We start from the raw sequence: 23,606 nt of genomic DNA on the forward strand, positions 1-23,606 counted from the left end.
AAGTAGTTTAAGCACTCATCATGAATGAATAAGGGGAGAGATGTGGAATGGATAATTTGAATTTGAATTGGGATGTATTGCTGATTCCTATAGTTGTAGTCGGTGTCATTCTAATTTTAGGTTTGGCTTTCTGGGCGAGATACAAAACGGTTGGACCGGATGAAGCGATGATCGTTACGGGATCATTCTTGGGTAGCAAAAATATTTCTGATGATGATTCTGGCCGAAAAATTAAGATTGTTCGTGGTGGCGGTGCATTTATCCTGCCTGTATTCCAGCAATCCGAGTTTATCTCCTTGTTGTCCCACAAGCTGGATGTCTCCACACCTGAAGTGTACACGGAGCAAGGGGTTCCGGTTATTGCTGACGGTGTAGCTATTATCAAGGTTGGAGGCGCTGTAGAGGACGTTGCTACGGCAGCTGAGCAATTCATCGGTAAACCGGTAGAGGCGCTGAGAAGCGAAGCACAGGAGGTACTGGAGGGGCATTTGCGGGCCATCCTCGGTACAATGACGGTGGAAGAAGTATATCGGAACCGGGATCGGTTTGCGCAAGAGGTTCAAGGCGTAGCAGCTAGAGATCTGAAGAAAATGGGACTGCAAATTGTCTCATTTACCATCAAGGATGTTCGTGACAAACAGGGCTACCTGGATGCTCTCGGTAAACCGAGAATTGCTGCTGTGAAGCGTGATGCCGAGATAGCTGAAGCGGAAGCGATGCGTGATGCACGTATTCAGAAGGCCAATGCGGAAGAGCAGGGGCAAAAAGCGGAGTTGCTGCGGGATACCAATATCGCTGAGGCAGCCAAAGAGAAAGAACTGAAAGTAGCCACGTTTAAGCGTGATCAGGATACAGCAAAAGCGGAAGCCGATCAGGCTTACCATATCCATGAAGCGCGTGCTAGACAGACTGTGGTGGAAGAAGAAATGAAGGTTGAACTCGTTCGTAAAGAACGTGAGATTGATCTCCAGGAAAAAGAAATCGTCGTACGTGAGAAACAATACGATGCCGAAGTGAAGAAAAAGGCAGAAGCGGATCGTTATGCGGTAGAGCAGGCTGCCGAAGCGGATAAAGCCAAAAGAATGCGTGAAGCCGATGCAGTACAGTATTCCATCGAAACACATGCCAAAGCAACAGCTGAGCAGAAGCGACTTGAAGGTCAGGCCATGGCGGATGCGGAACTTGCCAAAGGTACAGCAGATGCAGAAGTTATTCGTTTGCGTGGTCTTGCAGAAGCAGAAGCGAAAGAAAAACTGGCCGAAGCATTCCAGAAGTTTGGCGAAGCGGCTGTACTCGATATCATTGTCAAAATGCTGCCTGAACTGGCTGGCAAAATTGCAGAGCCAATTGCATCCATTGATAAACTGACGGTGGTAGATACAGGTAAAGGTGAAGGTGCAGCACGAGTGAGTAACTATGTTACCGAACTTATGGCGACCGCTCCAGAGATGCTCAAAAGTGTATCCGGCATCGATGTAGAGCAGCTGATTAAAGGCCTTACGAAGTCTAAAACACCTGCGCCAGTTGCCATTCAACAGAGCGAGGCTGTTACAACTCCTTCTATAATCGACAAGATTGTGGAAAGAGCTGGAGTTGACGAGTAATAAGCACTTCGAATCTTGCATGGTTGCTCTATTGACCTTAAGACGAATTTTTGTTACTTTTTAAGCGAGACGTCCGGCGCGGTTTGCCCGCTCCGGGTGTCTTTTCGTTCGTAACAGGGTGTGACTTAATCACACCTAAGATGGTGTGAAAAAGAGGTGCAAACAATGAGCAGCTTGCATGTAGATAAAGCGCTAAATAATAATGTAATCATTGCACAGCATCCAGAACACGGGGAAGTCGTTGTTATTGGTAAAGGCATTGGCTTTAACCGAAAACCGAGTGATCACATTCCATTGATGGCTGTGGAGAAAATGTTCATTTTGAAAAACCAGCAGGAGCAAGAGCAGTACAAACAGCTTCTTCCACAGGTGGATGAAGCACTGATCGAGATTATTAACGAAGTTATTACGTATATTGCAGAGCGTACGGACGTTCCTCTGAATGAACATATCCATATTGCATTAACCGATCACATTTCTTTCGCGCTAAAACGCAAGGAGCAGGGCATTATCATACAAAATCCATTTTTATATGAAACCCGCGAGATTTATCCTGAAGAATATCGAATGGGAGAATACGCTGTTCGTCTGATCAAAGAGAAAATGGGTGTAGATCTGGGGATGGATGAGATTGGCTTTGTTGCCCTCCATATCTATAGCGCAATGACCAATCAAAATATATCCCAGGTACGTGAACATTCACAATTGATCACTGATTTGGTGAACCTGGTGTCCGATCAACTCGATTATTCGTTTGAAACGGAATCGCTTGATTACTCACGTTTGCTGACTCATCTTCGTTTCGCCCTTGAGCGTGTTCGCCGTGGAGACAAAGTGGAGGAGCTTCATAAGTTAGATTCCCTGCTTAAGTTGGAGTATCCCGAAATGTACTCGCTTGCATGGAAACTGACCAAAGTAATGGAGAAAAGACTGAAACTGCCTGTTTATCCTGCGGAGGTAGGTTATCTGACCATTCATCTGCAAAGGCTGAATCAGCGGAAAGAAGAAGAGAATAAGTGAGATCATTCCAGTGATGGAATGCGGAATTATTTTTTTTGGTGTAAAGGCTTGCAATAGATTAGAACTGGTGCTACAATGGTTTCCGTAATCAAGCAACTGAATAAACATAAGCGACGTGTTACTGACTCGATCAGGCATGAGTTAATTAAAGTGTGATTGTTCTTTCCTTGTACAGGGTATGCTATACCCCAAGGTTGGCACAGTTTACTTTATTAATTCATGCCTTTTTTTGTGTTCCCTTGCTTGCATCACAACATATAAATTAGACGAAAGGGAGATACGACGCGATGTTCAAAAAGCTTTTTGGTGTATTGCAAAGAGTAGGTAAAGCTCTCATGTTGCCTGTAGCCATTCTACCTGCGGCAGGTTTGCTGCTCGGAATCGGTAACATGTTGGTTAATCCAGATTTCTTGCAATATGTAACGGCGCTCGACACCCCTTGGGTGAACTCGATCGCAACAATTATGATGAATGCAGGTCAGATCGTATTCGATAACCTGGCATTGCTGTTCGCCGTCGGTGTAGCCGTCGGATTAGCCGGTGGCGAAGGGGTTGCAGGTCTCGCAGCGATCATCGGTTATCTGGTCATGAACGTCACACTGGGTACCGCAGTAGGGGTTACTCCGGCAATGATCGGTGAAGTACCGGGTTATGCCAGCATCTTGGGTATACCAACATTAAGTACAGGCGTGTTCGGAGGTATAATAATAGGTATTGCCGCCGCGCTATGTTACAATCGATTTTTCAAAATCGAACTGCCGTCTTACCTCGGTTTCTTTGCAGGTAAACGTTTCGTTCCGATTATCACTTCGGTTGTTTCCCTCTTAATCGGGTTGCTTCTGGTGATTATCTGGCCACCGATTCAAAATGGGTTAAATGCTGTATCTCACTTCATGGTAGATACAAGCCCGACATTGTCGGCATTCATCTTCGGAGTTGTAGAACGGTCATTAATTCCGTTTGGTCTTCACCACATTTTCTACTCCCCATTCTGGTTTGAGTTCGGTGAGTATGTGAACAAAGCTGGAGATGTCATCCGTGGTGACCAGCAAATCTTCTTCAATCAATTGCGTGACGGTGTGAACCTCACAGCGGGAACATTCCAAGTTGGTAAATTCCCGTTCATGATGTTTGGTTTGCCAGCGGCCGCACTTGCGATGTACCATGAAGCAAGACCAGAACACAAAAAATATGTTGCAGGTATCATGGGTTCAGCTGCGCTGACCTCGTTCCTGACAGGGATCACAGAACCACTTGAATTCTCGTTCCTGTTTGTAGCACCAATCCTTTTTGCAGTACACTGTATCTTTGCAGGTTTGTCTTTCATGACCATGCAAATTCTGGGTGTAAAGATCGGTATGACCTTCTCCGGTGGGTTCATTGACTTCCTGATCTTCGGGATTATTCCGAACCGCACACCTTGGTGGGACGTGATTATTGTCGGATTGATTCTTGCGGTGATCTATTACTTCGGTTTCCGGTTTATCATTCGCAAATTCAATCTCAAAACACCTGGACGAGAAGATGCAACGCCTGAAACCGAATCTGGCGGAGGCTCTGGTTCAACGGATGATCTGCCCCATAACATTCTTGAAGCTTTTGGTGGCAAAGAGAATATCAAACATCTGGACGCTTGTATTACTCGTTTGCGGATTGAAGTTAATGAGAAATCCAATGTGAAAAAAGATCGTTTGAAACAATTGGGTGCATCTGGTGTACTTGAAGTGGGTAATAATGTTCAAGCCATCTTCGGAACACGTTCCGACACGATCAAATCTCAGATGCAGGATATTATTGCAGGACGAACACCAGCACCAACGCCAGCAGCTGCCAAACCAACTCCAGAAGAGGAGAAGGCACAAGGTGAGCAAGGCGAGCGCATCGTTGATGAGGATATCGTTATGCCAGTCAATGGTGAATTGCTGGACATTACAAACGTACCTGATCCGGTCTTTGCTGAGAAAATGACAGGTGATGGGTTCGCAATTTTGCCACATGATGGTACGATAACTTCTCCTGTGTATGGTAAAGTGTTTAATGTATTTCCAAGCAAACATGCCGTGGGCATTATGTCCGATGGTGGCAAGGAAGTGCTTGTTCATATAGGTGTTAATACGGTGAAGCTGAAAGGTCAAGGCTTTAACGTACTGGTACAGGAAGGTGATCTGGTATCGGCAGGCCAGCCGATTATGGAAGTGGATCTGGAGTATGTCAAAGCAAACGCTCCTTCGATCATTTCACCAGTTATTTTCACCAACCTGCCAGAGGGCTCCACAGTAACTCTGAAGAAGAGTGGAGTGCTGAAAGTTGGCGAACAGCCAATCATTGAGATAAAATAAGAAGTGTTACGACGATGGCAAGCAAGTGTAAATATATGCAATGCCTAAACCAAACTACTGAAAGTGAGATGATTGTAATGCAACAAACATTCAGAATTACAGACGAAGATGGTATCCACGCACGTCCGGCGACAGCCCTGGTTAATACAGCAAACAAATTCAAAGGTGCAGAATCCTTTGCAGAAGCTAACGGTAAAAAAGTAACTTTGAAATCCATCCTGGGTGTTCTTTCCCTCGGATTGGAACAAGGCGACACTATCAGCATCATCGTTGAAGGCGAAGGCGAAGCTGAAGCTCTTCAAGCTTTGACTGACGTTATGGTTAACGAAGGGTTGGGCGAAATTAATGCTTAATGTCTCCGGGATCGCGGCTTCGGCGGGTATTGCTATCGCCAAGGCGTTTATCTTGGAGCATCCTGACTACTCTGTAGAAAAACGCCAAATTAACGACGTTGACGCAGAGATCGCAAAACTCGACTCAGCTCTGGGTAAATCCCAGGCTGAGCTTGAGGCGATCAAAGAGCGTACTTTACAAGAGCTTGGCGAGAAAAAAGCTGAAATTTTTGCTTCGCATTTGCTCATTCTGAATGACCCGGAACTAATTGATCCGGTTAAAGCTAGAATTGCGGATGACATGATCAATGCAGAATTTGCTTTGAACGAAACGGCATCGCAATTTATCTCCATGTTTGAGAACATGAAGAGTGCATACCTGCAGGAACGTGCAGCAGATATGCGTGACGTTACCAAACGTGTGCTAAATCACTTGCTTGGTATCGACTTCATGAGTCCGGCTGAGATCAATGAAGAAGTGATCGTGCTTGCGGAGGATCTAACACCTTCCGACACGGCTCAATTGAATCGCCAATTTGTTAAAGGTTTTGCAACCAACATTGGTGGACGTACTTCTCACTCGGCGATCATGGCGCGCTCTCTTGAAATTCCAGCTGTTGTTGGAACCAAGGACATCTTGGCTCAGGCGAAACAAGGCGATATGATTATTGTTGATGGTCTGGATGGTCACGTACTGGTTAACCCTACTGATGAAGTTATTGCTGAATACCGTGCCAAACAGGAACAGTATGATGCACAACGTGCAGAGTGGAGAAAACTTCGTGATGAGCCAACGGTAACAGTGGACAACGTTCATGTTGAACTTGCAGCCAACATTGGTACACCAAATGATGTAACGGGTGTTCTGGAGAATGGCGGCGAGGCTGTAGGCCTGTACCGTACCGAGTTCCTTTACATGGGCAGAGACAAGCTTCCTTCCGAAGACATCCAGTATAATGCTTACAAAGCGGTACTGGAAAAAATGGAAGGCAAACCTGTCGTTGTTCGTACACTCGACATCGGCGGAGACAAAGAGCTTCCATACCTGGATCTGCCAAAAGAAATGAATCCATTCCTCGGCTTCCGCGCAGTTCGTCTGTGTCTGGACCGTCTGGATATATTCCGTACACAATTGCGTGCATTGCTTCGTGCAAGTGTACATGGAAACCTGCGTGTCATGTTCCCAATGATCGCAACACTTGGTGAATTCCGTGAAGCAAAAGCTGTCTTGCTCGAAGAGAAAGAGAAGCTGGTTGCTGAAGGTATTGCTGTTTCTGACAGCATTCAACTTGGAATCATGGTCGAAATTCCTTCGACTGCAGTTCTGGCGGATCAATTTGCCAAAGAAGTGGATTTCTTCAGTATCGGAACGAACGATCTGATTCAATACACAATGGCTGCTGACCGTATGAACGAACGAGTGGCTTATCTGTACCAACCTTACAACCCAGCCATTTTGCGTTTGGTTAAAATGGTTATCGATGCAGCGCATCGTGAAGGCAAATGGGTTGGCATGTGTGGTGAGATGGCAGGAGACGAAACAGCAATTCCATTGTTGCTTGGTCTTGGATTGGATGAGTTCAGCATGAGCGCAACTTCCATTCTGCCAGCTCGTAGTCAGATCACCAAACTGTCCCGTGCGGATATGCAGGAACTGGCTGCTAAAGCTCTGGATATGCAAACGGCTGAACAAGTCGTTGAATTGGTTCAAAGCATTAAAGCGTAATTTTGCCGGGGTTTCCTCCGGATTTGAGGTTTTTCTTTTTCCGATAATGAGCTGCATTGATGCAGCGATTTTGCCGGTATCCGCGATTCATGTGGATATCGGCTTTTTTTGTTATGAACAGGATAATGTGATTCGGACACTGGTATACATCGGACTATAGCTTGCCTTCGTTTGAGACATGTTCTAACAGGATGATGGTGAGCTGTAAGAGTGGCATCTTTAAAGGGGAAGGCAACACAAAAAGCTCTTGCTGATTAGAACATCAGCAAGAGCTTTCGTATTAACAATGATTTAATTAACTGCAAGCGCAGTTCAGTACAGGTTTGCGGGCTGCGGTAGTCTCATCAAGACGAGTGACCGGTGTACCATAAGGTGCGTTCAGTACCAACTCAGGTGTCTCTTCCGCTTCTTTGGCAATCCGTATCATCGTATCAATAAACCCATCCAGTGTTTCTTTGCTTTCGGTTTCCGTCGGTTCGATCATGATGCATTCCTCCACGTTGAGCGGGAAGTACACCGTAGGCGGGTGATATCCAAAATCAAGCAATCGTTTGGCAACATCCAGTGTACGCACACCATACTGCTTCAATCCCCGACCAGACATGACGAATTCATGTTTGCATACACCTGGATATGGAATCTCGTAGTAAGGTGCGAGACGTGCCATCATATAGTTGGCATTCAGTACCGCACATTCAGAGACACGGCGCAAACCTTCCGGTCCATAGGTACGAATGTAGGCATACGCGCGTACCAGAATACCGAAGTTGCCGTAGTATGCTTTCACCCGGCCAATGGATTGATTGCCTTCACGGTCCAGTGAATATACACCATCATCATTCTTGATCACCATCGGTTTAGGCAGGAACGGGATCAAACGGCTCTTCACACCGACTGGTCCGGCGCCAGGTCCACCACCGCCATGAGGCGTGCTCATCGTTTTGTGCAAGTTCAGATGCACCACGTCAAAGCCCATATCACCCGGCCGGGTAATGCCCATAATGGCATTGGAGTTCGCGCCATCGTAATACAACAAGCCACCAGCCTGATGTACGATGGATGCAATCTCCTGGATATCTTTCTCGAACAAACCAAGTGTATTCGGGTTTGTCAGCATCAATGCTGCCGTATCGGAACCGACGGCTGCACGGAGTGCGTCCAGATCGACCAGTCCGTCTGCGCGGGATGGAATCGTCACAGTTTCAAATCCTGCAACGGTTGCGCTTGCCGGGTTGGTCCCGTGAGATGAATCGGGTACGATGACTTTGGTACGTTGTTCGCCACGACCTTCGTGGTAGGCACGAATCATCATAAGTCCAGTCCATTCTCCATGGGCACCAGCGGCTGGTTGCAGGGTTACAGCGTCCATACCTGTCAGACCTGCAAGGTCGTTCTGCAACGTATATAACAATTCAAGTGCACCTTGAATGCTGGATTCATGCTGGTAAGGATGGATTTTGGCGAATCCATTATAACGGGCAACATCCTCATTAATCTTTGGATTGTATTTCATCGTACAAGAGCCCAGTGGATAGAATCCGTTATCTACGCCAAAGTTCCGGCGGGACAACGCAGTATAGTGTCGAATAACATCTACCTCAAACACTTCCGGCAGTGCTGCTGCTTCCGAACGGAGCATTTCCCGGGGAATCAACGTATCGGCAGCCTGACGAGGAACATCACATTCTGGCAAGGAATAAGCGACACGTCCAGGGCTGCTGAGTTCAAAAATCAATGATTGTTCCGGAGCAGGAGATAAGGTCTGTGCACTGAATGTTGTATCTGTCTCAGATTGAGCCGAAGTGGAGAAAGAGGTACCTGTTACCGATTGTCCTTGTACCGATGTTGTCGTTGTCGTCGTCGTTTCCTGAGTCACAGTGATCCCTCCAATGCTCGTGCGAATTCGTCAATCTCTTCCTTAGTGCGCCGTTCCGTAACAGCAATCAGCATATGTCCGGCAAGCTCCGGATAATCACGTCCGAGTTCGTAGCCACCAATAAAGCCTGCATCCAGCAGTTTCAACTGAAGAGTATCCAAGTCTGTTCCTTCAGGAAGTTTAATCACAAACTCATTAAATGTTGGTGCATTAAAAGTAAGGCCAACTCGAGGAATCGCAGTTAATGTATTCAGGGTGTAATGACTCTTTTGCAAATTCAGATCCGCGACATCGATCATGCCCTGTTTACCCATGATGGACATATATACAGATGCGCTAAGCGCGAGCAAAGCCTGGTTGGAACAGATATTGGAGGTCGCCTTTTCGCGGCGGATATGCTGCTCACGTGCTTGCAGTGTGAGTACAAATCCACGTTTGCCATTGCGATCGGTTGTCTGGCCTACAATTCGGCCAGGAATTCGGCGCATATGAGGCTGGGATACGGCGAAATATCCGCATGTCGGGCCGCCGAGTGAAGCGGCGATACCGAGGGGCTGCGCATCGCCAACAACGATGTCGGCACCCAGCTTGCCTGGGGCTTCCAGCAGACCCAGCGATAGCGGGTTAGCACTTACAACGAGCAGGCCTTTGTGCGCATGCACGAGGTCAGCCGCTTGTTTTACATTTTCCACAGCACCAAAGAAGTTTGGACTCTGGATCATGACAGCAGCGGTATCGTCCGATATGGCGGCTTGCAGGGCATCCCAATCAGTGACGCCATCCTTATAACCAATCTCAACAATCTCGAGGCTCAATCCGTGCGCATACGCCTGCAATACCTGACGGGCTTCCGGATGAACGGTACGGGATACGATAAGCTGTTTGCGACGTGTTGCTGCTGCGGCCAGATTACCTGCTTCTGCAAAGGCAGTTGCGCCGTCATACATGCTGGCATTGGCTACAGCCATACCTGTTAATTCACAGATGTAGGATTGAAATTCGAAAATGGCCTGTAGTTCACCTTGGCTGATCTCAGGCTGATAAGGTGTGTAGGCAGTGTAGAACTCGGAACGGGAAATGACATGATTGATGACGGAAGGAACATGATGATCATATATGCCTGCGCCGAGGAAGCTGGCGTGTGTTTCGAAATTGGAGTTGGCACCAGCTTGTTTGGACATGTGACGTGTCAGCGCATATTCATCAAGTTTGGAGGATACGGGCAGCTCGCCCTGATAACGGATCTCTTTTGGAATGTCCTGAAACAGATCCTCCAGCGTATCCACACCGATGGTTGCGAGCATGGCGCTCTGATCTTGCTCAGTCATGGGAATGTAACGGTGCTTGCTCATGCTTGATCAGCTCCTTGAGTAGGTGTCTTCGACGTACGTGTCCGTTTATGAAAAGGGGTCTTCACGACCTCGGCTTTTAGTTTCTTGCCGCGGATCTCAATCTCCAGCGGGGTTCCCAGCGCAGCGTATTTGCTGTCGATGAGGGCAAGCCCCAGATTACGCTTCAATGTAGGTGATTGTGTGCCTGTAGTAACTTCACCAATCTGTACGCCTTCGGCGTAAATCGGATAGTGGGGCCGGGGAATACCACGCTCCAGCACTTCGATGCCGACCAGTTTGCGGGCAGGCCCGTCAGTTTTTTGCTGTAACAAGGCTTCGTATCCGATAAAAGGTCCGGCATTCAGCTTCACAAACATGCCTACGCCAGCTTCGAGCGGAGAGATGGTTGCCGACAATTCCTGTCCATACAGGGGGAGCTTCGCTTCAAATCGTAGTGTATCCCGGGCACCAAGTCCGGTTGGTACCAGTCCGTAACCTTCACCAGCTTGCATTAATCCATTCCACACCTCAGCAGCCTGGTCCGCAGGTACATATAGTTCAAAGCCATCTTCACCGGTATAACCGGTACGGGACAACAGCAATTTTACTCCACAGACTTCGGCATCCTGCACAAAACGAAACGGTTCAATCGTGGATACATCCGTATCTGTAACTTTCCCGATAATGTCTACAGCCAGTGGACCTTGCAAGGCGAGCAGCGCCGTCTGCTCCGAATCGTTAGTCATGCTTACGCCAGGGATCAAGTGCTCTTGTAGCCACGCCCAATCCTTGTCGATGTTGGAGGCATTAACAACGAGCATGTAATGCTGATCTTCCAGCTTATACACGAGCAGATCATCCACCACACCGCCATCTGGGTAACACATCAGGGTGTACTGGGCTTGACCCGGAACGAGCGTGGTCACATCATTGGTCATCATTTGTTGCAAAAAAACTTCAGCCTGCTCACCCTGTACTGTGAATTCGCCCATATGGGATACATCAAACAGTCCAGCACGCTCACGCACCGCTTCATGTTCTTTCTGGATTCCGCTAAATTGCACTGGAAGCTCCCAGCCTCCAAAATCAATGCACCGTACGCCTTCGTATTGCTGATACAGTGGGAAGAGTGGTGTTCTAAGCAAATCGGACATCAAATCACCTCGTCATGGGCCGTCAACCGGCCGGATATACAATCGTGGATCAATGAACCATGGTATTTTTACATTTTTCCGCTAGATATTTTCATCACATAAGTATGGTAAGGCAGCTATGGCAGCGCCGTTCTACATCCTGTTTTTCGTTTTTTGGGAAAAAGGAAAAGGACAGGCCAAAGAATCGGCATGCCAAGTAGCACGCTGTATTCTAAGGCTCTGTCCCTTGTACCTGAGAGTTACCCCGCTGCGTTGTGCAGCAGGTTTCCCCTTGGGTGATCATAACGCCCGCACAGGGCGAATAGATGCTCTCCAGAGTTGCGTCCCGTAAAAGTCCTTTTGCCTGAGAGATTCACCCCCGCTTATCGGTGGTTTACTCCTTCGGCGTTACCTCATGTACATCCCGAATCGGGTGTCACGGGTAATCTCTCCCTTTACATTCATCCGCGGGTATAACATAGTCCAATAAACACATTTACTCCTCTCATTAAAACGTGAATCCACTGCCGATGTCAAGAACGATGTCATAGATCATAACTAAAAACCGAATATTTAATTTATCTTAAATATTATTGTTCGTGTATTTAAAAAGACTGCGCTTACTATTGTAATGTTCACCAGTATATGAAGAAAGAGTGTAATCGGGTTACAGGATTTAGAGGTGTTCAGCAAATAAATTGTGAGGTATCTTGACATTTGATTCATAAATATCATACGCTATGTTCTGGGAAAAAGGTTAAGGTCAAAGAACGCATGTACTCATTAATGAAAAGCGAGGCGGATATCGATGAGCGAATTGAAAAGTGATTTCCTGTACAGTGAAGAGCACGAATGGGTGCAAACCGTAGGGGAGGATACTGTACGTATTGGCATTACCGAGTTCGCGCAGCATCAGCTGGGTGACATTGTGTTTGTGGAATTGCCTGACCTTGAAACCAATGTAAAAGCAGAGGACAGCATTGGAACGATCGAATCGGTCAAAACGGTTTCGGACTTGTTTTCTCCCGTCACTGGTTCAATTATTGCAGTGAATGATTCGTTGCAGGACTCCCCTGAACTTGTCAACAGCTCTCCATACGAGGAAGGCTGGATGATTGAAATCCGTGTTGAGGGAGATCTGACAGCAGCATTGTCTACATTGATGAATGCAGACGCGTATCGTAAACATACGGAAGAATAGTATCAACGAACTTGTACTTATTAACATACATTTTATCATAAATTGAAATGAACTTTATATTGTTTCGACCTGTGTGAGCCTGAGGCTTGCACAGGTTTTTTGTGCTTTCCGAGAATGGTTTCCAATGCGGATTGAAGCAGATTGTGGATGTGAATCGCCTGACTAGACCAAGCTATAGGTTAGAAATTGATTTTGGAAATGATAAAAGTCATAGGCAAAAAAAGCCTTGTGTACCAGTGGGTTCAGACATTATGCATCAATTAAAACGATTACATAACCTAATGTTGTCATCATTGTTCATGACGAAAGTACGCTTTCATTTGATTGAACAGGAGAGCATTCTCGCTTAGGATTACAGCAGGGGAGAAATGATACCCCTTTCATAAATCATAATCACTTGATCCAAGGAGGATAATACAATGAGTAATTTGGACCAATCGTCCAATTCCAAAGGTGGGCTACGGGTAGGTGTTCAGCGTTTTGGCCGATTCCTGAGTGGTATGGTCATGCCGAATATGGGAGCGTTTATTGCCTGGGGATTAATTACGGCTCTGTTCATTCCAACAGGCTGGTTCCCTAACGAGACGCTTGCGCAGCTAGTCGATCCGATGATCAAATATTTGCTGCCACTGTTAATTGGTTACACCGGTGGTACGATGGTGCATGGTCAGCGTGGTGGTGTCGTGGGTGCCATTATGACCATCGGGGTCATCGTGGGTAGTGATATCCCGATGTTCCTAGGTGCCATGATTGCCGGACCACTGGCAGCATGGATCATCAAAAAGTTTGATAAATCGATCGAAGGTAAAGTTAGAGCCGGATTTGAAATGCTGGTTAACAACTTTTCAGCCGGTATTATTGGCGGGATCTTGGGGATTTTTGCGCTACTGGGCATCGGGCCTGCTGTAGAAGCAATTAGCAAAGTATTATCTGCCGGGGTACAAGGCTTAATGAATCTTGGTTTGCTGCCGCTGGTCAACCTAATCATTGAACCAGGTAAAGTATTGTTCCTGAACAATGCAATCAACCACGGGATTCTGACACCAATTGCAACAGATCAAGCGAGAGAGTTAGGGCAATCCGTATTATACATGCTTGAATCGAACCCGGGTCCGGGACTTGGTATCTTGCTTGCTTACTGTTTCTTCGGACGCGGAATGGCCAAATCTTCTGCACCAGGTGCCGTTATCATTCATTTCTTCGGGGGAATTCATGAGATCTACTTCCCTTACATTTTGATGAGACCGATTCTGATTCTTGCCGCAATTGCGGGTGGCGTCGCAGGTACATTAACATTTATGCTCACCGGAGCAGGACTTGTTTCAGCACCATCACCGGGTAGTATTATCGCGTATTTCCTCTTAACACCGAAAGGTGGATATCTGCCAATGCTCGCAGGGGTGCTTGTAGCAGCCGTCGTTTCCTTCCTGGTAGCAGCAGTGTTGCTGAAAACGGGTAAACAAAAGGACGAAGATCTGGAGTCCGCATCCAGTCGGATGAAAGATATGAAGAGTCAAGGAACCGTTCCAAACGCTGGCATTACGGCTAACCATCGTGAAGCAGACAGAGCCGCAGATACGGCTTCTTCTACAGTCAAAACAGACGTGAAGAAAATTGTCTTCTCCTGTGATGCAGGCATGGGGTCGAGCGCCATGGGTGCTTCCATTCTACGCAAGAAGATGAAGGCAGAGGGGATTGACGTTACGGTGACCAATACGGCTATCAGTGATATCCCGCCGGATGCAGATGTGGTCATCACACAACAAATATTAACCGATCGTGCCCGCTCCGTTGCGCCGAACGCAGAACATATATCCATCGACAACTTCCTAAAAAGCCCGGAATACGATGCGCTCGTTGAACGTCTAAAGTAATTGCACGCATTCGTTTTCCCTGAGCCGGAGGCTGAGATATGAGTATTACCAAAAGACAACGTGAAATCGTGGAGTTCCTGCTGGAGCATCCACATGAAGTAACTGCTGGCGAAATCGCCGTTGAAGTAAAGGTCAGTACCCGAACGGTTCACCGGGAGCTGCAAATGATTGAACAATGGCTTGAACCTTTGGGCATGAGGCTGGAAAAAAAATCAGGAACCGGTATCCGAATTGATGCTGGTTCCGATGATCTGGCTATATTGCGCCAGCAACTAGAGGGTAAAGAATATGTAGAGTTTACGCCGGAAGAGCGTAAGCTCTTCATGCTTTGCATCCTGCTGGATGAACCGGAGCCTGTAAAGTTACTCGCCTTGGCTTCGGATCTGAAAGTGACCGTATCCACCGTAACCACTGATCTGGACGATCTGGAGTCACGAATTCGTCAGGCGGGACTGAAGCTGGTTCGCAGACGTGGATATGGCGTCAAGATTAACGGAAGTGAGACGATTCATCGCACAGCCATAGCTGCACTTGCTCTCGAATTTCTGGATGAGTCCGACCTATTCGGAAGACAGCCAGAACAGGGAGGCTCCATCGCAAACCAAAAACTGTTGGATATGATTGGGCACGGTGATGTGCTTACGGTCGAGAATGCGTTATGGCAACCAGATATCGAATGGCTGGAGAACATCCCGGAACGCCAATACATGAAGTTGCTGATTCAATTATCCGTAGCGGTTGTACGGATTCGTAAAGGCTTTGGCATTGGCCGTATACCTCCCCTGGTGAACAAGGGAGATGAAGTCGCAGAGCAGGATGAAATGAAGGTTCCACCTTATATGGCTTCCCGCTTGTGTGGTGTGTTATCCACCCAGCTGGGGCTGACATTCTCCCAAGATGAGCAAGCTTATTTTCATAGACTATTAATTGAGACAGAGCAGCGGATTCACTCTTCGCGGCTGTTGCCAATAGACGACTTGATTTTACTGGACAGGGTACATTCACTGATTGATCAGATGCAGGCGAGAACGCATTACGCCTTTCATGAGGATCGTTTGCTTCGTGAAGGTTTGCTTGGTCACATGCAACCTGTCATGGAGCGAATTGAAGGACAACAGATGATTCGTAATCCGCTTTTGCAGCAGATTCGCAAGGATTATGATTCACTTTTTGAAGATGTCAAAAAATCTGTGGGGCAAGCTTGGCCAGGCACAGACGTTCCGGATGAGGAGATTGGTTTCTTGGTTATGCACTTTGGAGCTTCCATCGAGAGGTTACGTGCATTGAAACGGGAGATCCGGGCGATCATCGTGTGTACAAGCGGAATTGGATCATCACGCATGCTGTCTAGCCGATTATCCAAGGAGATTCCCGAGATTCGGATCATGGATAGCGTGTCCTGGTACGAGGCTGCCCGGATACCTACAGATCAATATGATCTGGTCTTATCCACTGTCGATCTGCCGATGGATGAGCATCAGTATTACAAGGTGAGTCCACTGCTTACGGCGGAAGAGAGCGAACGTCTGCGTCATTTTATCCGAACAACAACATTACAACGACAGCATAATAAGCCCCGTGAAGCAGAGGTTCAGACGACAAGTCGTTACTCTGACCCGGATGGAATGGAAGCTATTTTAGTTGAAATCGTCCGAATTATTGGCAAGTTTCAGGTGTACCCGCTGGATAATCTGGACATTGGATTCTATAAAACGGTGTATGCGATGTGCAACGTACTCCATGGAACTGGTGTGTTGAAGGAACCGGGGGAGATCGCGAAACGGTTGGAGGCACGTGAGGCAGTGGGGAGTCAGAAGATTCCCGGCACAAGACTTGCGCTGTTTCATACACGCAGTGAGGGAATTTATAGGCCGTCCATTAGCTTGTTTCAACTCACTGAGCCACTTCTTCGTAAGCCGGATGATCCGGCAGGAGTTACCCATGTCCTCTTGATGCTCGGTCCCAGAGAATTATCCAAGGAAAGCCTGGAGGTTCTCAGTGAGATCAGCGCCCTGTTATTGCAGGAAGAAATGATTACATTGCTGGAAAAGGGAATCAGGGATGAACTCATTCATTACCTGTCCCAGGAACTTGTTGGATTTTATCGTAGTAAAACCGAAATTGGAGGTCAACCATTATGAGTATGTTAACAACAGATAAAGTCATCATGAATGCGACGGCTCAGGACAAATACGAAGCGATTCGCATGGCTGGACAGATTCTGAAGGATGCGGGACATATTACCGCTGATTACATTGAGAAGATGATCGAACGTGAAGAGATTGTCTCGACCTATGTAGGGAACGGCCTGGCTATTCCGCATGGTACGAAGGAATCCAAAGCTTTCATTTTATCCACAGGTATCTCTGTCATTCAGTATCCACAGGGTGTTGATTTTGGCGAAGAAAAGGCTTATATGGTCATTGGTATCGCGGCTCAAGGCGGGGAACATATGGAGATCTTGACTAGCATCGCGGTGATCTGTGCTGAGGATGAGAATATGGATGCCTTGCGTCTGGCGAAAACAGCCGAAGAAGTTATCGCTATTCTGGAAAGTGAAATGGAGCTATGAAGGCCCTACACTTTGGCGCAGGTAACATTGGTCGCGGGTTTATCGGGTTGATCCTCTCCCGTGCGGGTTATGAGGTGGTTTTCTCCGACGTCAATCAGACCTTGGTAACAGCTCTCCAGCAACGGGGGCAATATACGGTGGAACTGGCTAACGAGAGCAAGGATCAGGAGACCGTCACAGGTGTAAATGCAATCGATGGAACCCAACTGGAGACGGTTGCCCAAACCGTTGTGGAAGCTGATCTGATTACAACCGCAGTGGGCGTAGGTGTGCTAAAGCATATTGCACCAGGCATTGCGAAAGGACTTGAGAAAAGACTGAATTCCGGTCCTGCTCAAAACCCTCTTCACATTATTGCTTGTGAGAACGCCATTGGAGCCAGTACACAATTGAAAGAACATGTATATGCTTTGCTCAATGAAGAGGTACGTTCCCTCGCAGATCAGTACATTTATTTTCCCGACTCGGCCGTAGACCGGATTGTGCCTATTCAGCATCATGAAGACCCGTTGCATGTACAGGTGGAGCCTTTTTACGAGTGGGTGGTGGATCGTTCCCAGATGGCTCCTGCATTCAAACCGGTTGAGGGCATTCTATATGTCGATGATCTGGAGCCGTATATCGAACGGAAGTTGTTCACTGTTAATACAGGACACTGCGTTGCAGCTTATATAGGTAATGTTCACGGGTATGACACGATTCAGAAGGCTATTGCCGACGAGAAGGTGAAATCGATTGTATACGGTGCTTTGCAGGAAACCGGAAAAGTTCTGGTGAAACGGTTTGCATTCAACCCGGAAGAACATGAGCAGTATATTGTCAAAATATTGGGACGGTTTGTCAACCCGTATCTTACCGATGAGGTTACTCGAGTTGGTCGTTCCCCGCTGCGCAAGTTGTCTCCGAATGATCGTCTGGTTCGCCCGGCCCTTCAGGCATATGCGGATGGAACTGATACGACTTATCTGGCTATGGGTATGGCAGCAGCCTGCAAGTTCGATGTCTCCGATGATCCGGAAGCAGTTGAACTGCAGAACATGATCCGCCAGAAGGGGATTACAGCTGCACTGCATCATTATACGTCCATGGATGAGCATCATCCGGTGCTTGAACAGGCTGTTGCCCAGTATAACCAAATGTAAGAACAGTGGCAGCCAGCTAACAGTATAGATGAGGCATAATGAAGAAGAGCCATACAGTTGTTAACTGTGTGGCTCTTCTTTTTGTCTTTTATCGGCATAGTCGTCCAAACAACGTTGACATATGCACGATTTTCGGCGCTGTTCTGCCGGAATGCGGTCAAATACACCTTCGGGGAAAGTAGCCCGGTTACACCAGCATTCCGAATGAGGATGTCCTGCGGCATAGGAACAGCGATTAGCTTCCCCGCATAATGGGCAGACAAGAACATCGATATGGATGTGCTCTTGATCGTCTTGTTCTGCAGACATTCAGTTCTTCCCTCCCTGTGCAATAGCTACGAGCTGAAGTTAAACATACTGGTCCCCAGTATAACAGAAATGTGCCGGTGATTATGGATTTCGCTCTGTATATATGACTTCCAGTTCACCACATCTGTTTCTCCCATCGGCTATTCTTCAGGCGGTAATTCGATCTGTAGGCCTTCCACATGTTTGCGTCCCATCAACTTACGCTTCTTTCGATTTTCCTTTGTTTCTAGCACAATGTCCAAGTCATAATCGTCACCCGGATAAAGCTCATCGGCTGATATATACAGGGTCAGGCGTTTCTTATGGATTTTGACTTTGCGTCCTCGCAGCATGACCCCGATATTTCCACGGCTATCCTCCACATCACAGACGATGCCCGACTGATTAAGATAGGCCGCATACACCCGATCCCCTTTGCGAAAAGTTTTGGCAGGAGCAGGAGAATCCGACTCTCTAGTTGTTGTCTTTTTGTGGGGACCGATTGAATCCTTTGACTGTTTCGACTGGTTCCGCTTGGATAACTCTGCTGGGCCGTCTGCTTCTGCAACGGAACGATCAGGCGTCAGGGCCGGATTTTCCAAAGGAGGTGATGTGAACACGAATGTACGATCTCTTGAAATACTTTGATCGGACAGGGACTTGGATCGCTCGATAATTCGCTGTGGCATGCCCAGCTTTAATGCGATGGAATAAGCATAGCTCTCACCAGCTTCTCCGATACGCAATCGATACAGCGGCTGGAGAGAAACGGTGTCAAATTCCATACGGGCATTTTCGAATCCTGGCGTGGCAGCTGCAAAATGTTTGATTTCACCAAAATGTGTTGTTGCCACAACGGTTGCTCCGCGGCTGTGAAGTTCCTCCAGCATGGCGATGGATAGTCCAACACCTTCACCGGGATCTGTGCCGGAAGCCATCTCATCAATGAGCACCAGAGTTGACGCATTGGCCTGTTCCAGTATGCCAATCATATTGCGAATGTGTGCAGAGAATGTACTGAGTGCTTGTTCCAAACTCTGCCCGTCACCAATATCAACTGCTACCTCGTTATAAACAGCCATCTCGCCACCTTCCTCCACCGGAATAAGCAAACCCGATTGCATCATCAGGGTTAACAAACCAAGTGTTTTGAGTGCGACCGTTTTACCCCCTGTATTCGGGCCCGTTATAATGAGCGACGAGTACGTTTTGCCGATTGCAAAATCAAGGGGAACCATGGAAGAACCCATGAACGGATGACGTGCACGTTGAAGGCTAATGTGGCCCTGAGTATTGACTCGAACGGTACGTCCGTCCATGGTGGCCGCATATTTGGCTTTGGCAAACAGGAAGTCCAATACACCTACCGTTTCGGTGTTCAGTGCGATTTCACGGTTATACGATTCGGCCAAAGAGGTTAAATCACCGAGAATTCTCATCTCCTCTCGGGACTCCTCCGCTTGTAGAGCGGCCAATTCCATCTGTAAACTTACTAATTCAACAGGTTCGATATATACGGTTTGCCCGCTCCCGGATTCATCCAGTACACTGCCTTTCACCTGTTTACGGAACTCTTTCTTAATGGGCAGAACCGTTCTTCCTCCCCGTTGGCTGATGACATGTTCCTGCATAATGGAGCGATGTTTACTCACCAGAGAATCAAGTTTTCGTTTCATGCGTTCCGCATTGACCGTTATTTTTTTACGAATACGAATGAGTTCCTTGCTCGACTGATCCTGAATGCGTCCACTATGGATGCAGCGCTCAATCTCACTCAGCAAAGGTTCGATCAGAATCATGGATGCTGCATAACGACTGACGGTGGGAGCGGCCCCAGATTTGCCCTCCATGTACTTCATGAGTTGTGCACAGCTCCGCAGGAACTGAGCGAGATGACTGAAGTCGCGTTCACTGAATAGATAACCGGTGCCAAGCAGATCCATAATGGTTTCCATTCCATCGAGTGAAGGGAGGGGAATACTGGCCCCGAAGCGAATCAACGCAGCCGCTTCTGCAGTTTCTTCCAGGCGAATCTGAATAAGGTGAGCATCTACCATCGGTTTTAGTTCTCTCGCATAACGTTTGCCCAGGTAAGACAGGGCGCAGTTTGCAACGTTTTTTTGAATTTGTGGATAACCCAGACTGTTTAATGTGTTTTCATTCATGCGTAATCTCTCCTTGAATTTGAATTGGGATTTCAGTTGATGCGCTGAAACATATTCCTGGAAAACGCAAAAAGGGCGGAGAATGAACAAACGTCATTCTCCGCCCTAAACATATGGGAAAGCAAAGTCCATTACAGGTCTATATTAAAAAATCCGCGCTGAACTCAGCGCGGAAATAGACCCGGACAATGACAATCCCGGAGGCGATTTATGATATCCGCTGTTCTTAACTAAGTACAGGGATCTGGCGCATCATGAAATACACGTATGCCATATGGGCACAAGCGCAATGAAAGGCCAAACTCCTGAATATGAAACTTGGTTAGTTAAGAACATTCACCGACATTAAAAATCTCTCCTTTGATTGAGGAATATGCAACCAATATAAACTGGAAATTGGTTTGAAGTCAACCTTTAGAATAAATGAGTGGACTTGAATAAGAATGGGTTTTAAAATAACAATAGTAAAATAATCCAATGAAAGCGATTTAATTTAATAAACATACGTATAAAGGAGGATGCTCTTCTTGCCGAAGTATTTACTGCGTTTGCTCTGCTTTACCCTGATCCTCGGAGCCCTTCCGGTCATTGTTATTGGTTCGGTCTCGTATACAATTGCATCACGTGACATTGAACAGAAAGTACGTGAAAGCAATCTTCAGATATTGCATCAGACCCAAATGCGGGTAGAACAAGTTCTGCGCAGCCTGCAATTATCATCCATCCAGTATGTCAACTCGCCTCTGGTACTCCAAGCGATGAAGAAACCGTTGGACAGCAGCGAATTCCAGGAAATTCGTGATCTGACCTCCGGTTTTAACAACTTGCAAGCGGTTACGAACATTGACCAAGCCTATCTGGTTAATCTGGATGAAGATTGGGTTGTTTCGATGCGTTCTTTTGGCAAATTGGATGATTTCAGCATTCGAGACCGAATTGGCTCCTACCTAAGTTATACCAACAGCCTGTTCTGGGTCACTCAGAATGCCAGTTCAGCCAAAGAAAGTGTACCTGTGTCAGCAGGTATGGGTGAACTAACACCCGAACAGGCACCTACCCTTATATCATCGGATAATGTGGTCAGTATGGTATTCAAAATCCCGATGATACCAACCAATGTGAAACCAAAGGGATTTCTTGTAATTGATATCGCCGATACGGAACTGAGTACCTACTTGAGCCGAAATACGAATTCTGGAGATATGTACGTTCTGGATCGGGAGCAGAAGTATTTTCTGAACGATATGCAGCAAGGCGGGAAATATGACGCGCTGAATAAGGAAATTCAGGAAATGGTACAAACGACGGCCCAGTCAGAGGGTTTCTTCAGTGCGGAGGTGGAAGGTAATCAAGTGGCGGTTAGTTATAGGCAATCTCCGCTCAATGGCTGGTTATACGTGTCCGTTGTATCTCTTGGACAGATTACGGCCCAGTCACAGAAAATTGCATTGGTTACCGGTATCGCTACACTGGTCATGTTATGTGTAACGGGATTGTTCGCCATATACGGCAGTCGGCGGATGTACTCACCGATCTCCAGACTGCTGCAATTTACGAAGGGTTTGGATTCCCCAGTTGCTCCGTCAGGACGCCGTCAGGATGAATTTATCTATATTGAGGAGCAATTGTCAACCTTGTTCAGTTCGGAGAAAACGATGCGTGAGCAGATGAAGGGGCAGCATGTGCACCTCCAGGAGTTTTTTATGACCAAACTGCTAACAGGTAAAATCTCGGAAGAAGATTTCAGATATCAGGGAGAATTGTACGATTTCCCGACAGGGTGGGCGAGTCTTGGCGTACTCATGCTCCAAATCGATACCTTGGAAGGGACCCGATATGAGGAACAGGATCGCGATCTGCTGCTGTTTGCTGTCAACAATATGGTAGGTGAGCTCCTTCCTTCAGCAGTTCGGTTCACTCCGGTCATGCTGGATGATGCTCAGGTCACCGTTCTTGCCTCCGAACTGACGGATGAGGTGAAGCTGAAGGAATGGATGCATACCCAGGCAGACTGGATTCGGGAACGTGTCGTGACTTATCTGAATCTGCCCGTAAGTATCGGCATCAGCCGTTCCTATGCTTGTATCGGAGATACGCCAAGAGCGGTTCAAGAGAGCCGAGAGGCTCTGCAGGGCCGGGTAAGTCTGGGCAGCCGTATTATTTTGCATTACGAGGATATACAGCCACGTGGTCAGATGGAGGCCGCGTTGTATACCCAGTTACGTATGATCGAGGATCAGCTCGCTTCTGCGCTCAAGCAAGGAGATGAAGAGAAAACGGACGCCTACTTTAAGCAATATTTGGGACTGCTTGCAGACAAAAAACTTCATTTCAGTGAATACCCCGTCATTATGGTTCAGTTATTGTCTCGTGTATATCAGCTTGTGCAGGAGCAGGGCGGGGATGTAGCCGAAGTACTGGGTGAAAAAGCATCCATGTCACATTTGCTGAAGTTGTCCACATTGGACGAAATGACCAATTGGTTCCGCAAGCGGCTGTTCCTGCCAGTCATCCGTTTCTGGCGAGAACAGGAAGAATCCCAATACATGAATATTGCGAGACGTATGATTCGTTTGATCGAGGAACGGTATGATCGTGAATTATCGCTGGAAGCCTGTGCTGCTGAGCTTAATTTTCACCCTGTCTACCTAAGTCGGGTATTCAAGAAGGAAGCCGGAGTCAATTTTACGGAATATCTCGCAGAGTACCGTATGGAAAAAGCAAAGACCTGGCTGCAAACAACAAATCTGAAAATATCGGAGATTGCCGAGAAATTAAACTATACCAATCCAACCGCATTTATCCGTACGTTTCGCAAAATCACAGGAACAACCCCCGGCAAGTACCGGGAGCAGCAGCGATAAAACAAACCTGCTCTGCCTGCCATGGCAGGCAGGCTTTTTCATGTCCAGTTGTAGGGAGAAGACCTCTTTTCTCCATGAAGTTAAGACAGGAATATGGAGGTTGAAAGCAGTTCATTATGCAATTAGATTCTGTGAGGGA

At 47.2% G+C, this 23,606-nt stretch carries 16 protein-coding genes and 2 riboswitches; of the genes, 11 read left to right on the forward strand and 5 right to left on the reverse strand.

The features are described 5' to 3' along the window. The first annotated feature begins 47 nt into the window (after positions 1–47). The 5 genes from MKX68_RS18295 to ptsP all read left to right on the forward strand — a co-directional run bounded on the left by MKX68_RS18295 (position 48) and on the right by ptsP (position 7,021). Positions 48–1,604, forward strand: a complete 1,557-nt coding sequence (locus tag MKX68_RS18295) for a flotillin family protein (protein ID WP_091027708.1) — start codon at positions 48–50, stop codon at positions 1,602–1,604. Between the two features lie 165 nt (positions 1,605–1,769). Further along, the gene (gene glcT / locus MKX68_RS18300) at positions 1,770–2,624 is read left to right on the forward strand and encodes a glucose PTS transporter transcription antiterminator GlcT (RefSeq protein ID WP_047844046.1); all 855 of its coding nucleotides are present in this window, start codon (positions 1,770–1,772) and stop codon (positions 2,622–2,624) included. A gap of 287 nt (positions 2,625–2,911) precedes the next feature. After that, on the forward strand, positions 2,912–4,963 hold the full coding sequence (gene ptsG, locus MKX68_RS18305) for a glucose-specific PTS transporter subunit IIBC (protein ID WP_340913447.1): 2,052 nt from the start codon (positions 2,912–2,914) through the stop codon (positions 4,961–4,963). A gap of 77 nt (positions 4,964–5,040) precedes the next feature. Beyond that, the gene (locus MKX68_RS18310; protein WP_036617010.1) at positions 5,041–5,316 is read left to right on the forward strand and encodes an HPr family phosphocarrier protein; all 276 of its coding nucleotides are present in this window, start codon (positions 5,041–5,043) and stop codon (positions 5,314–5,316) included. After that, positions 5,309–7,021, forward strand: a complete 1,713-nt coding sequence (gene ptsP, locus MKX68_RS18315) for a phosphoenolpyruvate--protein phosphotransferase (protein WP_036617013.1) — start codon at positions 5,309–5,311, stop codon at positions 7,019–7,021. Before MKX68_RS18310 ends, ptsP begins: the two co-directional genes overlap by 8 nt. 295 nt (positions 7,022–7,316) lie before the next feature. On the opposite strand, the gene gcvPB is transcribed toward ptsP, so the two are convergent. From gcvPB to gcvT, 3 genes are all read right to left on the reverse strand, one after another. Beyond that, positions 7,317–8,756 (reverse strand): aminomethyl-transferring glycine dehydrogenase subunit GcvPB, encoded by a 1,440-nt coding sequence (gene gcvPB, locus MKX68_RS18320; RefSeq protein ID WP_340915430.1) that lies wholly within the window; start codon positions 8,754–8,756, stop codon positions 7,317–7,319. 137 nt (positions 8,757–8,893) lie between these two features. Next, the gene (gene gcvPA / locus MKX68_RS18325) at positions 8,894–10,249 is read right to left on the reverse strand and encodes an aminomethyl-transferring glycine dehydrogenase subunit GcvPA (RefSeq protein WP_340913448.1); all 1,356 of its coding nucleotides are present in this window, start codon (positions 10,247–10,249) and stop codon (positions 8,894–8,896) included. After that, a complete protein-coding gene (gene gcvT / locus MKX68_RS18330; RefSeq protein WP_340913449.1) occupies positions 10,246–11,382 on the reverse strand; it encodes a glycine cleavage system aminomethyltransferase GcvT in 1,137 nt (378 codons plus the stop codon). Before gcvT ends, gcvPA begins: the two co-directional genes overlap by 4 nt. 217 nt (positions 11,383–11,599) lie before the next feature. Beyond that, positions 11,600–11,700, reverse strand: a riboswitch (glycine riboswitch). 3 nt (positions 11,701–11,703) lie between these two features. After that, positions 11,704–11,826, reverse strand: a riboswitch (glycine riboswitch). Positions 11,827–12,169: 343 nt separating this feature from the next. Between gcvT and gcvH the strand changes: the two genes are divergently transcribed. The 5 genes from gcvH to MKX68_RS18355 all read left to right on the forward strand — a co-directional run bounded on the left by gcvH (position 12,170) and on the right by MKX68_RS18355 (position 18,150). Beyond that, positions 12,170–12,562: a glycine cleavage system protein GcvH gene (gene gcvH, locus MKX68_RS18335; protein ID WP_047844042.1), complete on the forward strand. Its 393-nt coding sequence runs from the start codon at positions 12,170–12,172 to the stop codon at positions 12,560–12,562. Between the two features lie 419 nt (positions 12,563–12,981). After that, a complete protein-coding gene (locus MKX68_RS18340) occupies positions 12,982–14,436 on the forward strand; it encodes a PTS mannitol transporter subunit IICB (protein WP_315938449.1) in 1,455 nt (484 codons plus the stop codon). Between the two features lie 38 nt (positions 14,437–14,474). Next, positions 14,475–16,577 (forward strand): BglG family transcription antiterminator, encoded by a 2,103-nt coding sequence (locus tag MKX68_RS18345; RefSeq protein WP_340913452.1) that lies wholly within the window; start codon positions 14,475–14,477, stop codon positions 16,575–16,577. Next, on the forward strand, positions 16,574–17,008 hold the full coding sequence (locus MKX68_RS18350) for a PTS sugar transporter subunit IIA (protein ID WP_340913454.1): 435 nt from the start codon (positions 16,574–16,576) through the stop codon (positions 17,006–17,008). Before MKX68_RS18345 ends, MKX68_RS18350 begins: the two co-directional genes overlap by 4 nt. Further along, a complete protein-coding gene (locus MKX68_RS18355; protein WP_340913457.1) occupies positions 17,005–18,150 on the forward strand; it encodes a mannitol-1-phosphate 5-dehydrogenase in 1,146 nt (381 codons plus the stop codon). The genes MKX68_RS18350 and MKX68_RS18355 overlap by 4 nt, the downstream gene beginning before the upstream one ends. A gap of 60 nt (positions 18,151–18,210) precedes the next feature. On the opposite strand, the gene MKX68_RS18360 is transcribed toward MKX68_RS18355, so the two are convergent. Together MKX68_RS18360 and MKX68_RS18365 are read right to left on the reverse strand one after the other, a co-directional pair. Then, positions 18,211–18,459: a cysteine-rich CWC family protein gene (locus MKX68_RS18360; protein ID WP_340913459.1), complete on the reverse strand. Its 249-nt coding sequence runs from the start codon at positions 18,457–18,459 to the stop codon at positions 18,211–18,213. Between the two features lie 140 nt (positions 18,460–18,599). Next, positions 18,600–20,603, reverse strand: coding sequence for an endonuclease MutS2 (locus MKX68_RS18365; RefSeq protein WP_340913462.1), 2,004 nt, complete (start codon positions 20,601–20,603; stop codon positions 18,600–18,602). Positions 20,604–21,130: 527 nt separating this feature from the next. Here MKX68_RS18365 and MKX68_RS18370 point away from each other — a divergent pair. Beyond that, entirely contained in the window at positions 21,131–23,467 is a 2,337-nt protein-coding gene (locus tag MKX68_RS18370; RefSeq protein WP_340913464.1) for an AraC family transcriptional regulator, read from the forward strand. The last annotated feature ends 139 nt before the right edge of the window (positions 23,468–23,606 follow it).

Origin of the sequence: Paenibacillus sp. FSL M8-0212, from assembly GCF_038004645.1 — a bacterium.
Taxonomy (GTDB): Bacteria; Bacillota; Bacilli; order Paenibacillales; family Paenibacillaceae; genus Paenibacillus.